The sequence below is a fragment of the Rheinheimera sp. UJ51 genome (assembly GCF_020819615.1).
GTDB classification, from domain to species: Bacteria; Pseudomonadota; Gammaproteobacteria; order Enterobacterales; family Alteromonadaceae; genus Alishewanella; species Alishewanella maricola.
Window position 1 is genome coordinate 1 of the sequence record NZ_JAJHOG010000019.1, and the last position, 13,391, is coordinate 13,391.

The following is a 13,391-nucleotide window of genomic DNA, read 5'->3' on the forward strand; positions in this document are numbered from 1 at the left end:
TTACGCCCATTTTTCTCGGCGCGAGAAAGCTTAAGGATGTCTTCAGCAGTATGATTCATAAGACTCAGAGTGTGATGATTTGGTGAGTACAATTAGAGCAGAAAACAAGATGGAATGGTATGAGGTACACCGCTAGATTATATTTGAAGTAGTACTTCACCATCATGCTCAAAACTCAAAACTCAAAACTCAAAACTCAAAACTCAAAACTCAAAACTCAAAACTCAAAACTCAAAACTCAAAACTCAAAACTCAAAACTCAAAACTCAAAACTCACTTCGTCTATACCCTTCCATCATAACGTCTGTTCAGCACTGCCCAGTCTCTAGGTTCACTCTAATCACGCGTGCAGTATCACTGACAAAACCTTTCCAAGCATTGCAACTGCTTCACCAATAGCCTCATAGTGATTTTCTTTATTTGTTAGAGTAGGGTTTTCAATGCTTGATGATCCAGTGCATTGTCAGCGATTTAATAAATCGAATTGCTGATCACTGAGGATCTTTCGATAATGTAAGCCTGCTAAACCTTGTAGGCCACCGGTGTGGAAAAAAGCGATGCGTTTATTTGCTGGGATCTTGCCTTGATCTAATAGCTTAAATAATTGTTGTAGTGCTTTGCCGGTATACACCGGTTCTACACTGATATTCTGTTGTTTTTTTGCCTGACAACAAAAATCGATTAACTCGTTAGATACTTTGGCATAGTTAGAGTCAGCAGGTTGAATTGACCAGTTTTGATCATTTGCGGCAGCTATCATCGAATGAGGTAAACATAGTTTTACCTTATCTGTTAATGCGCTGTCTTTGACGACGGCTAAACCCAATATTTGCGTATGCGGATATCGCTGGATCAGACCTGCCAAAGTGCCGCCACTGGCCGTAGCACAGCATAGTATGTCGGCAAGACCATTGGGTGTTTCGGCTAACGGTAATGTGGCAACGCCTGCTGCGCCTTGTAAATTACTGCCACCTTCCGGTATCACAAGATAATCGGGATACTGTTGCTGCAAATATAAATTGAACTCACTGCTAGAGCGGTGTCTAAACTGTGTTCGTGTTAAGGCGTGTAATTGCATGCCATGCTTTAAGCACTGGGCTAATGTCGGGTTATTTAAGTCTATCTGCTCGGTACGCACTAAGCCGGTGGTTGGAAAATGGTAATAGTGTCCAGCAGCAGCGAGGGCGGCTAAATGGTTAGAGAAGGCTCCGCCTAAGCTAAGAATGCCTTGAGTGGGCAAACGTTGTTGTAATGCGTTGTGTAATTTTAGCCATTTATTACCCGCAATTTCAGCCACAGGCGGGACTAGGTTTAATAACCATAGCTCGTTGTTGTTCGCGCTGAGGCGTTTGTCATACCAGCGTTGCCAGTGTATTGAGGGATGTCTCATCGTCGTTATTCGTCTGCTTATCTTTAACGTAAATTACGATTACAGTATAAGGTGCAGCGAGTATAACTGCCGCAGTGATTTGTTAGCAAAGCGGGTGAATAGCTGACAAAAAAGCAGCAATACGTGGTTTTTTTCAGTAATTGGGTTAATTTGGCAAAAAAGTCATAAAAAGCTATTTTCTTGCCTGAGACTTACTTAGAATAGCGTTAACTCTTCTAAAATTTTTTTCTGATTGCTGACACGCTCTTGTTGGCTTTAGCAGTCGGATGTTGTTAAAAGGATCCACCTTCTCCATGTTTAATAAACTGCGCGGCATTTTCTCAAATGATCTGTCCATCGATCTTGGTACAGCTAATACTCTTATTTATGTAAAAGACCAAGGTATCGTTTTGAACGAGCCTTCCGTAGTCGCTATCCGACAGGAACGCGCAGGTGGTCCTAAGAGCGTGGCCGCAGTAGGGCATGCGGCTAAACGTATGCTGGGTCGTACGCCTGGTAATATCAAAGCTATTCGCCCGATGAAAGATGGGGTCATTGCGGACTTTTATGTTACCGAAAAAATGTTACAGCATTTTATTCGCCAAGCGCACAGCAACAGTTTTTTTCGGCCTAGCCCACGCGTTTTAGTTTGTGTTCCTTGTGGTTCTACTCAAGTTGAGCGTCGTGCTATTCGTGAATCTGCCCAAGGCGCCGGTGCGCGTGAAGTGTACTTAATTGATGAGCCTATGGCCGCAGCAATTGGTGCGGGCTTACCGGTTTCAGAAGCTACCGGCTCTATGGTCGTTGATATCGGTGGTGGTACTACAGAAGTCGCCATTATCTCGTTAAATGGTGTGGTGTATTCTTCTTCCGTGCGGATTGGTGGCGACAAGTTTGATGATGCGATTGTTAACTATATTCGTCGTAACTACGGCATTTTAATTGGTGAAGCAACAGCTGAACGCATTAAAACAGAAATTGGCTCGGCTTACCCGAGTGACGATGTGTTAGAAATTGAAGTACGTGGTCGTAACCTTGCTGAAGGTGTACCACGTAGCTTTACTATGACCAGTAATGAGATTTTAGAAGCCTTACAAGAACCATTAGCCGGTATTGTTAGTGCCGTGATGGTTGCCTTAGAGCAATCCCCACCAGAGTTAGCGTCAGATATTTCTGAGCGCGGCATGGTATTAACCGGCGGTGGTGCACTGTTACGTGATCTAGATCGTTTGTTAATGGAAGAAACCGGTATTCCGGTTGTTGTCGGTGATGATCCATTAACTTGCGTGGCTCGTGGTGGTGGTAAGGCGCTGGAGATGATCGATATGCACGGTGGCGATGTTTTCAGTTACGAGTAATGAGGTTTAGCACCGTCAGAGACCTACATGAATGATTTTTTTAGTCGTGGCCCGGCACTCGGGCTACGTTTAGTATTTGCTATAGCCTGCAGCGTCGGGCTAATGTTTGTTGACCGCTATACCGAAAGCTCCACGCAGTTGCGTAGTTATCTCACTTCAGCCGTTAGCCCGCTATTTTATGTGGCAAGTTTACCTGAAAGTCTTATTTCGGGTGCCTCAGAGCAGCTTTTGTCTCAACAGCAGTTATTAGCTGAAAATGCTGAGCTCAAAACACGCTTATTGAACCAAGAAACGCAATTACAGTTGTTATCGTTTTTAAAACAAGAGAACAATAAACTACGAGCGTTACTTGGTTCAGCACCTGTGGTCGAGGGCCAGCGCCTGATTGCTGAAGTACTTGCCGTATATAGCCATCCTTTTAGTCATCAAATTGTGTTGAACAAAGGCACTAATGATGGCGTCACGGTGCATCAACCCATTATCGATGAAAAAGGGGTGCTTGGTCAGATCGTCAGCGTTGGGCCAAATAGTAGCCGCGCTTTGTTAATTTCCGATAATACTCATGCAGTTTCATTACGTGCAGAACGTACGGGGGTGCGCACCGTGGCAGAAGGTTTAGGCCAATGGGATATGCTGCGCGTTATCCATTTACCGTTGAGTACCGATATTCGAGAGGGCGATCGCTTGTTAACCTCTGGCTTGGATGGCCGTTTCCCTGAAGGCTATCCCGTGGCGGAAGTCATTAATGTTATTCGAGATGATAGCCAACCGTTTATGACGGTATATGCCAAACCTTATGCCAGCTTGGATCGCATCCGACATGTGTTGATCTTATGGCCAGGTACGCAGGTTGAAGCGGTGCGGCAGGAAGAGGAACCAGAATAATGCGCCCAGCACAGGGTTTAGGTTTTATTTATTTAAGTTTAATTACGGCGTTGTTGCTGACGGTTATTCCAGTACCGTTTCAATTCAGCTTATTTCGGCCCGATTGGGTGTTGCTTGTTTTAATGTATTGGACCTTAGCCTTACCACGTAGAGTGAATATTGGTACGGCTTTCTTTATGGGGTTTTTAACCGACGTTCTGGTGGGCACTGTGTTAGGGGTTAACGCCTTAGCGTTTTCAGTGGTTGCTTTTGTAATGGCGGTTAACCATCTGCAAATTCGTAACTTTGGTGTTATCCAACAAAGTTTATTAGTCGGTTTATTGCTAGCTCTTTATCAATTATTGCTTTTTTGGTTGAGTAATTTTTTAACGGGCGTTAATTTTCGCCCCGCTTATTTGTGGCCTGTGCTAACTGGCATGCTGGTTTGGCCTTGGTTGTTTTGGTTTTTACGGCGTTATCGCCGCCAACTTAAGATCCAATAATGTATCCGAAAATTGCTTTAGCTTCAGCCTCACCTCGTCGGCGCGAATTGTTGCAACAGTTGGGTGTGGAGTTTGATTTAATCAGTGCGTCGATCGATGAAAGTGTTTTGCCAGATGAAGCGGCTGCCGCCTATGTTAGCCGTTTGGCACTGCAAAAAGCACAAGCCGGTGCCGCAAAAATTGCCAACGCATTACCGGTTCTGGGTTCAGACACCAGTGTGGTGGTTGACAATAAAATTTTAGGTAAGCCAACGGATTATGCTGATTTTTTGGCTATGATGCAGTTATTATCCGGCCGTCAGCATCAAGTTATGACCGCCGTTGCCATTGTTTCACCAAGCCAAACCTTACAAGCGTTAGCGATAACAGATGTGTTTTTCCGAGAAATTAGTGAAGCCGAAATGGCTGACTATTGGTTAACTAAAGAACCTTGCGATAAAGCCGGTGGTTATGGCATCCAGGGTTTAGCCGGTAAGTTTGTCGAAAAAATTCATGGTAGTTATAGTGCTGTAGTAGGTTTGCCGCTGTGTGAAACAGATCGTTTATTACAGCAGTTATCGAGGTAGGCATGAGTGCCGAGTTACTGATTAACGTTACCCCTACCGAAACACGTGTTGCGCTGATTGAAAATGGCGTGCTGCAAGAGTTACATATCGAACGTCAGGCCCGTTTGGGGCTGGTGGGCAATATTTATGTCGGTAAAGTCAGCCGCGTATTGCCGGGGATGCAAGCCGCCTTTGTCGATATTGGCATTGATAAAGCCGCTTTTTTGCATGCGTCAGATATCGTGCAGCACAATGAAGCCACTGAACTCGAACACAAACCCGGTATTAGTAAAGATATTCGTGTATTAGTGCGTGAAGGTCAGTACCTATTAGTGCAGGTTGTTAAAGATCCGTTAGGGACTAAAGGCGCACGTTTAACCACAGACATCACCTTACCTTCACGCTATTTAGTCTTTATGCCCGATTCAACGCATGTCGGTGTATCGCAGCGCTTAGAAAGCGAAGCGGAGCGACAGCGGCTAAAAGAGATCGTATCCAATAATATGGACGACAGCGGGGGGTTTATTGTACGTACTGCCGCAGAAGGCGCCGCTGAAGATGAACTGATACATGATGCCAAATTCTTAAAAAAACTCTGGAGCAAGGTGCTCAAGCGCAAAAAAAATACGCGCAAAGAAGCGGTTGTCTATGAAGACTTAACCTTGTGTTATCGCATATTACGTGACTTTGTCGGCACAGAGCTGGAGCGAGTACGAGTTGATTCAAAGCTTACCTTTCAACAACTTACCGCTTTTTGTGAAGAGTTTATGCCACAAAGTGTGCCCTTGCTAGAGTATTACCCCGGCGAGCGGCCTATTTTTGATATGTTCGATGTTGAAAATGAGATCCAGCGTGCTTTAGAGCGCAAGGTGCCTTTAAAAAGTGGCGGCTATTTGATTATCGATCAAACCGAAGCCATGACCACTATCGATGTGAATACCGGTGCCTTTGTCGGCCACCGAAATTTAGATGAAACCATTTTCAATACGAATACCGAAGCTACCCAAGCCATCGCCCGGCAATTACGGCTGCGTAACTTGGGCGGTATTATTATTATCGATTTTATCGATATGCAAAATGAAGAACATAAACGGCGCGTATTTCATAGTTTAGAGCTAGCATTAGCCCGCGATCGAGCCAAAACCAATATTCATGGTTTTTCTGCGTTGGGTTTAGTGGAAATGACGCGCAAAAGAACCCGCGAAAGTTTGGAACATATTCTATGCTCAGAGTGTCCAGTATGTATGGGCCGCGGTTCGTTAAAAACCGTTGAAACCGTTTGTTTTGAAATTTTGCGCGAAATCGTGCGGGTTAATCGGGCTTATTCTGCAGATAAATTTGTGGTTTATGTTGCACCTGTTGTTAAAGATGCACTAACGACAGATGAGTTTCATAGTTTAGCTGAGTTGCAGGTTTTTATAGGTAAGCAAATCAGCATACATGCAGAGCCGATGTATACACAGGAGCAGTTTGACGTGGTAATGATGTAGTGCAGAAAACAAAGCAATTTTGTTTTTACTGTCTGCATAAATTATGGATAGCGCTGGCTATTTGTTTGGTGGTGTTAGCTACCGTGGTGTCGGTGCTACGCATTGCGCTACCTTATGCAGACAATTACAAGCACCATATTGAACAGGTACTGACTGCACAACTCGGTACAGAAATTACTATTGGCCAAATTACCGCCGCGTGGCGACAAAGCGGCCCCGCTCTAGTGTTAGAGCAAGTCGAGTTGAACGCGGCCGAGCAGCTACAACTGCATATTGAACAAACGTCTATTCGTATCGACTTCTGGGGTAGTCTTACCTCAAGACAACTTACCGCTGAACATTTTGAATTACGTGGCTTACGTTATTGGTTAGATGCCGATGCACTGGTGCAGCCGGGATCTAACCAAGTAGGTTCGGTGAGTAAGGTGCTACTGGCGTTAGAGCAATTATTTTTCCGGCAATTAAAAGAATTTACCCTGCGCGATAGCCAGCTGATCCTGTTTAGCGCCGATAATCCACAGTTGGTATTGGATATCAGCCAGTTAAATTGGCGCAACCTGCAAGAACATCACCAAGGTCATGGTGAGCTCTCCATTGCCGATGTTACGGCTAATACCGTCAGTTTTATCTTAGATTTTCAAGGCCCGAGCTTGGCTGAGGCACAAGGCCGGCTGTATCTGCAAAGCTCTGAATTAGACTTAATCCCGTTATTTCGGCAGTGGCTGCCGCAAACCCATCGCTTAGAAAAAGCCAGTATTAACTTTGAGGCTTGGGCTTCGCTCGACAACGGTCAATTACATCAGATCCACGTTGAGTTAGCAGATAACAGCATGCATTGGCAGCGCGCCGGTACAAAGCACAGTTTAAAGTTAGGGCCAGGGCAATTGTTATGGCAACCGGTAGCCGAAGGCTGGCAATTGTTATCCAGTGAATTAAGTTTGGCGGATGAACTGGAAGTGTGGCCCGGATTGCAATTTCAACTGCACAAAACCTCAGAGCGCTGGGTTGCTGCGATCCAGCAATTTCAGTTAGATGCCTTAGAGCCATTGGCGCAATTGTGGGCTGAAGACAGTCAAGTGCTGCAAGGCATTTTAGCCTATCAACCTTCGGGCTATTTAGAACAGGCGCATTTAGCATGGCAAGACGCGCAATGGCAGCTACAAGGCCAGTTTAGTGGTTTCAGTAATCTTGCGGTGAAAGACATTCCTGGCACTGAAAACTTAGCAGGGCAATTTTGGGCTGGTAACAACTTTGCCTGGTTAGCGCTGTCGGCAGAAGAGCAGCAATTAACCTGGGATGGTTTATTTAAACAGGCCTGGCCTTATCAGCAATTAACAGCGGATATTCGCTTACTTAAACGGAACAACGACTGGCAGCTACAGATCCCCACCTTACAGCTGCAAGCTACTGACTTTAGTTTTGACGGCCAACTGGCTTTAACACTGTCTGAACAACCCGAGTTAGCTTTGCTGGCACAAGTCACCGGTTTAGATGCGGCCAATGCCCATTATTATTATCCGCAGCGCTATATGCCGGAGAAAACGCGAGACTATCTGACTAATGCGCTCAATAGCGGTCAAGTGATCCAAACCACTTTTTTGTGGCAAGGCGCCTTTGCCGATTATCCGTTTCGTGAAGGGCAAGGCCATTTTCAAGCTTTTGCCGAGCTAAGCGAAGGGGTGTTTTATTTTGCACCCGACTGGCCGGCGTTAACGGAGCTGCATGGAACTTTGCTATTTGATAATGCCAGTATGCTGATTGAATCACACAGCGCAAACCTTGCTGAATTGGCATTAACGGATGTGGTCAGCGCCACTATTCCGAATTTGTTTGACGCTGCCCAGTTGGATATTCGTTTAAATTCACAGTTAGACAGTCGCAATATCACCGAGGTCATCTCGCAGTCGTCATTACAAGACAACTTAGGTAAAACGTTAGAGCACTTAGGGTTAATCGGCCCACAACGTGTTGAGATGCTTTTAGAAATAGGCTTACGTGAGCCAAGTGTGAAAGTGAGTGGTGTCACGCGTTTACTGAATGTGCAAGCCAACTTACAAGCCCCCGCACTGCAAATTAATGGTTTAACGGGCAGTATTCAGTTTATTAATGAACAAATCAGCAGTGATCAGCTGCAATTTAATTGGCAAGGCATTCAAGGTGCCGCGGAATTAAAAGGGAGCTTACAAGAAAAAGGTTACAAAGTTGACCTCGCTGTAAATGGCTTAACACCGGCGACCGATCTCACTTTGCCGTTGTGGCCTGAAGCCGCAGATTTGCTTGAGGGGGAACTGGATTGGCAGTTAAAGCTGGCGTTATTGTTACCGAGCAGTGGTTTTACCTATCAGGCCGAGCTTAGTGCGCGGCTGGATGACTTAGCCGTAAACTTACCTACCCCCTTTGCTAAAACACAGCAGCAAGCTGCCAGCTTACAATTGGTGGCGCACGGTAATGAACAGCAAAGTTATTTTACGTTGGATTATCCAGCGCTGCTTAACTTTCAAGCCGAACTGCCACACAGTACAGGCGTGATAAGTCGTGCACAGTTATCGGTTGGTAGTGCGGACCCAGGGCTGGGAAGTAAAGGGTTTAATGTCGACATCAATTTGCCAGCAGTCAGTTTGCTGCCATGGTACGAGTTTTTACAGCCGTTACTCAGTTTGAAGAACGAGGGCCAAGGGTTGTTACCGCCATTAAACAAAGTGCGTGGCCGTATTGGCGCGATAGCGCTACCCGATAATTTGCAGTTAACCAATACGGTTTTTGAGTTATCAAGCACAGATCAAGCGTGGCAGTTACAGCTTAATGGCACAGAATTAGCGAGTCGTTGGCAGTTTTTCCATGACTGGCAAGCGCAAGGCATCGCCGCACAGTTTGATTACTTGCATCTTGCTTTACCTGAAAAAGACGCGGCCTTGGCAGAAAACGAACGTGCTGTAGCGTTATTAGCAGAGTTACCTGAGCAACAATGGTTAACGCAAATGGTGCCATTGCAATTAAGTTGTCAGGATTGCTCAATTGGTCATTACCGTTTTGGTTATGTCCAAATTCAAGCGGCGGGTACGGGTGATACTTGGCAGTTACGCCAATTCGATGCCGATTACAAAGGCAGTAAGCTTGGCGTATCAGGCTATTGGCAGCCTGATAACGCAGCAGGTGTTAGCCATTTTAATGGTAGCTTCTCTAGCCCGAATATCGGTAACTTATTGGCTGAATATCAATTAAGCACCGCCATTAGCGGCAGCCGCAGTGACATTAGTTTTGAGCTAAATTGGCCAGGTGCGCCGCAACAATTTCGTTTAGGCTCACTCAATGGCAATGTTAAGTTTGCACTTGGTGATGGCGCTTTAACAGAGGTCAGCGATCAGGGCGCGCGGTTATTTTCACTGTTTAGCCTAGACTCGTTAGTGCGTAAATTGCGGCTCGATTTTCGTGATGTGTTTGCCAAAGGTTTTTACTACAACAAAATGAGTGGCACCCTGAACGTGCAGCGCGGTATTGCGCAAACCAATGACTTTGTGGTGGATGGTGTGCCAGGCAATTTTGCGATTCAGGGCTATTCTGATCTGGTAAAACGGCAGATGGATTATCAAATGTCCTTTGCGCCAAAAGTGACCTCGAGTTTACCGGTGATCATTGCCTGGATGGTGAATCCCGCGACCGGTTTAGCGGCACTTGCCTTAGATGAAGTCTTTCAATCGGCAGAAGTGATCTCGCGTATTAATTTCACGGTAACCGGCAGTTTTGATAAACCGGTCGTGACGGAAGTCAATCGACACAGCACCGAAGTGCCCGTACCGGTGCGTATTGCTCAACCAGAGGCGGTTCCCCTTGATAACACTCAACCCCGCTCAGACTAAGTGGCAGCTCAGTGCCATTCAATTTAACAGCCAGCCTGATCCCGAGAGTAATTTACGTTTCTTACGAGAGCAATTAGCACAATTGCCCCGTGCTTTGCAGCATCTGGTGGTGCTGCCAGAGTGTTTTGCCGTATTTGGTGGGGCTGAAGGGGTACAGCAACGTTATCAAGAGCCGCTAGGGCACGGGCCTATTCAGCAGGCTTGTGCGGCATTAGCTCAGCAGTATCAGCTGTACTTGGTGGCCGGTAGTTTACCAACATGCACCGATGAGTCAGCGCGTTTCGCTGCCAGCAGTGTATTTTTTGCGCCTGATGGCCAGCTATTGGCCGATTATCAAAAATTACATTTGTTTGATGTGAGCGTGAATGACAGCATGGGATCGTACCGCGAATCACTAAGTACCCAGCCGGGTAAGAAACTGACATTATCTGAACAGGGCAGTCTGAAACTGGGAATGACTATATGCTATGATGTGCGCTTTGCTGGCTTAACACAGGCGTTAGCCGAGCAGGGTATGAATGTACTCAGCGTGCCGGCGGCGTTTACCGAAGTCACCGGCGCGGCACATTGGCATACGTTATTACGCGCCCGTGCTATTGAAAGCCAAAGCTTTGTGGTGGCGCCAGGCCAAACCGGTACCCATGCCAATGGGCGTAAAACATTCGGTCATAGCCTGATTATTAGTCCTTGGGGCGAGGTGTTAGCTGAGGCGGGTTCCGCCCCGGGTTGGATCTCAGTGGCGGTCGATTTGGCCGATTGCCAACAATTGGCCGTAAACATGCCAGTAAAGCAACATAACCGATTTAGAAGTGAGCTGAAATAATGAATGTAGTAGAACAAAACCTAATTAATGCCTCTGAGCTGAGCGCCCGCGATTTAGAACAGACGCTGGGCTTTTTGTTTGCGCATCAGCTCGATTATGCCGATTTATACTTTCAATCTAGCGTGCATGAGTCGTGGGTATTAGAAGATGGCTTGGTAAAAGATGGCTCATTTAATATCGAGCGAGGCGTCGGAGTACGCGCTATTAGCGGCGAGAAAACCGGCTTTGCTTATGCCGATGCGATTAATAGCGATGCCCTAAAACAAGCGGCTACCGCCGCGCGCGGTATTGCGGCGCACGGTCAACAAGGCAGTGTTAAAGCCTTTAGCCGCACGGGCAATAGCCAAATTTATTTACCCTGCGAGCCCTTACAAAGCCTGAGCAACACCGACAAGGTCGCTTTATTGCATCAAGTTGAAGCCTTTATTCGTACCCTAGACAAGCGGGCTGAGCAAGTTATGGTGAGCCTAACCGGCGTTTACGAAGAAATATTGGTTGCAGGCAGCGATGGTACCTATGCGACAGATATTCGCCCTTTAGTGCGCTTAAATTGCTCGGTGCTATTAGAAGAAAACGGTCGTCGCGAGCGCGGCAGCGCCGGTGGTGGCGCGAGAACGGATTATCACTATTTTAGTGAAGAAGTTGACGGTGCGCTGCGCTGGCAGCAGTTTGCTCGCGAAGCCGTGCGGATGGCACAAGTCAATTTAACCGCAGTTGATGCGCCTGCTGGCACCATGCCGGTAGTGCTCGGCTCTGGCTGGCCAGGCGTGTTGTTACATGAAGCGGTAGGCCATGGTTTAGAAGGTGATTTTAACCGTAAAGGCTCCTCGACGTTTAGTGGCCGTATTGGTGAACAAGTGGCGTCGAAGCACTGTACTATTGTCGATGATGGTACCCTGACGGGCCGTCGTGGTTCATTAAATATTGACGATGAAGGTACAGCAAGCCAATACAATGTCTTGATTGAAAACGGTATTCTGAAAGGCTACATTCAAGATAAGCATAACGCGATGTTAATGGGCGTGGCACCTACCGGTAACGGTCGTCGTGAGTCATTTGCGCACTTACCCATGCCACGGATGACCAACACTTACATGTTAGCGGGCGAATATAGCCCAGAAGAAATTATTAGCAGCGTGAAGAAGGGCATTTATGCGCCTAACTTTGGTGGCGGCCAAGTGGATATTACTTCGGGTAAATTCGTGTTTTCGGCTTCTGAAGCTTACTTAATTGAAGACGGTAAAATTACCACACCGATTAAAGGCGCGACTTTAATTGGTAATGGCCCAGAAGCGATGCAACATGTTTCTATGGTCGGCAATGATATGCGCTTAGACAGCGGTATCGGCGTCTGTGGTAAACAAGGTCAAAGTGTACCGGTTGGTGTAGGGCAGCCTACCTTGAAACTGGATGCGCTGACCGTTGGCGGCACTCAATAATTAAAAATAGATAGCGTTAACCTCTGGATCTGCCGGCACAGGCCGGCATTACTACATACGCAGGAAAGAAAGATGGCAGCATTTGGTACGGTATTCACCCCCGAGATGATTATCTCGCGTTATGAGCAAAATCAGTGGAGCACACCAGCAATGGTGTCGAGTAATAGCATCAGTTTGCACCCGGGTGCACATGTGCTGCATTACGCTAGCACCTGTTTTGAAGGGCTAAAAGCGTTTCGTCACGCCGACGATTCTATTCATATTTTTCGGATGGATAAAAACGTGGCGCGTTTACAGCAAAGTAGTGCTTTGCTGGCGTTACCTGCTTTTGACCCGGTCATGTTATCCAACATGATCACGGATATCGTGCGTCAATATGCGGCAGATGTGCCAAGCCCGCCGGGCTCAATGTATATTCGCCCTACGCATATCGGTACCGAAGGCTCTATCGGTAAAGCCGCAGCACCCAGTTTAAATTCGATGCTGTATGTGCTGTTATCTCCGGTGGGTGATTATTTTGCCGGTGGCGCCAAGGCGCTAAGATTATTGCTAGAAGACGATGCCCGCTGTGCTAGCCATATGGGTATGGTAAAAAGTGGTGGTAATTATGCCAGCGCACTGCAGCCTATTATGAAAGCCCGTGCCGCAGTGCAAGCCGATCAGGTCTTGTTCTGCCCGAACGGCGATGTACAAGAAACCGGTGCTGCGAACTTCTTATTAATTGATGGCAATGAAATTATTACTAAAGCACTGGATAGCTCGTTTTTGCACGGCATTACGCGCGACTCTATTTTAACGCTGGCGCGTGATCGCGGTATGAAAGTGTCTGAGCGTGAGTTAACGGCTGACGAGCTACTCGAGCGCGCAGTACGGCCCGGTGCCGAAGCGGCGTTATCGGGCACCGCGGCGGTATTAACTGCGGTAGGTACCTTAATCCATGAAAACAAAGAATATCAAGTTGGCGGCGGTGAGGCAGGGCAAACCACAGCAGCCTTGCGTCAGGCGCTAAATGATATTCAATGGGGTAAGGCTGAAGATAAATTTGGTTGGTTGACGAAGGTCTGCTAAGCCCAGCAGTCATACGCTGATTATTACGGCAGCTGCGGCTGCCGTATTTATTGCTACAAACAAAATGACTGGTGG

General features: G+C 46.9%; 10 protein-coding genes. 9 read left to right on the forward strand and 1 reads right to left on the reverse strand.

What is annotated here, in order from left to right:
• Positions 1-463: 463 nt before the first annotated feature.
• Positions 464-1,390 carry a 1-aminocyclopropane-1-carboxylate deaminase/D-cysteine desulfhydrase gene (locus LMJ53_RS15825; RefSeq protein WP_229588284.1) on the reverse strand — a complete coding sequence of 309 codons (927 nt, stop codon included), beginning with the start codon at positions 1,388-1,390 and terminating at the stop codon, positions 464-466.
• Positions 1,391-1,683: 293 nt separating this feature from the next.
• Between LMJ53_RS15825 and LMJ53_RS15830 the strand changes: the two genes are divergently transcribed.
• From LMJ53_RS15830 to LMJ53_RS15870, 9 genes are all read left to right on the forward strand, one after another.
• Positions 1,684-2,727: a rod shape-determining protein gene (locus LMJ53_RS15830; RefSeq protein ID WP_226752415.1), complete on the forward strand. Its 1,044-nt coding sequence runs from the start codon at positions 1,684-1,686 to the stop codon at positions 2,725-2,727.
• 27 nt (positions 2,728-2,754) lie between these two features.
• Positions 2,755-3,612 carry a rod shape-determining protein MreC gene (gene mreC / locus LMJ53_RS15835; protein ID WP_226752416.1) on the forward strand — a complete coding sequence of 286 codons (858 nt, stop codon included), beginning with the start codon at positions 2,755-2,757 and terminating at the stop codon, positions 3,610-3,612.
• Positions 3,612-4,094 carry a rod shape-determining protein MreD gene (mreD, locus tag LMJ53_RS15840; protein ID WP_229588286.1) on the forward strand — a complete coding sequence of 161 codons (483 nt, stop codon included), beginning with the start codon at positions 3,612-3,614 and terminating at the stop codon, positions 4,092-4,094. Before mreC ends, mreD begins: the two co-directional genes overlap by 1 nt.
• The gene (locus tag LMJ53_RS15845; RefSeq protein WP_229588288.1) at positions 4,094-4,660 is read left to right on the forward strand and encodes a Maf family protein; all 567 of its coding nucleotides are present in this window, start codon (positions 4,094-4,096) and stop codon (positions 4,658-4,660) included. Before mreD ends, LMJ53_RS15845 begins: the two co-directional genes overlap by 1 nt.
• A 2-nt stretch (positions 4,661-4,662) precedes the next feature.
• Complete coding sequence (gene rng / locus LMJ53_RS15850) at positions 4,663-6,129, forward strand: ribonuclease G (RefSeq protein WP_229588289.1); 1,467 nt, start codon at positions 4,663-4,665, stop codon at positions 6,127-6,129.
• A complete protein-coding gene (locus tag LMJ53_RS15855) occupies positions 6,129-9,986 on the forward strand; it encodes a YhdP family protein (RefSeq protein ID WP_229588291.1) in 3,858 nt (1,285 codons plus the stop codon). Before rng ends, LMJ53_RS15855 begins: the two co-directional genes overlap by 1 nt.
• Positions 9,958-10,809 carry a carbon-nitrogen hydrolase family protein gene (locus LMJ53_RS15860; RefSeq protein ID WP_229588293.1) on the forward strand — a complete coding sequence of 284 codons (852 nt, stop codon included), beginning with the start codon at positions 9,958-9,960 and terminating at the stop codon, positions 10,807-10,809. Before LMJ53_RS15855 ends, LMJ53_RS15860 begins: the two co-directional genes overlap by 29 nt.
• On the forward strand, positions 10,809-12,248 hold the full coding sequence (gene tldD, locus LMJ53_RS15865; RefSeq protein ID WP_229588295.1) for a metalloprotease TldD: 1,440 nt from the start codon (positions 10,809-10,811) through the stop codon (positions 12,246-12,248). The genes LMJ53_RS15860 and tldD overlap by 1 nt, the downstream gene beginning before the upstream one ends.
• A 72-nt stretch (positions 12,249-12,320) precedes the next feature.
• A complete protein-coding gene (locus tag LMJ53_RS15870; protein ID WP_229588296.1) occupies positions 12,321-13,316 on the forward strand; it encodes a branched-chain amino acid aminotransferase in 996 nt (331 codons plus the stop codon).
• Positions 13,317-13,391: the final 75 nt, after the last annotated feature.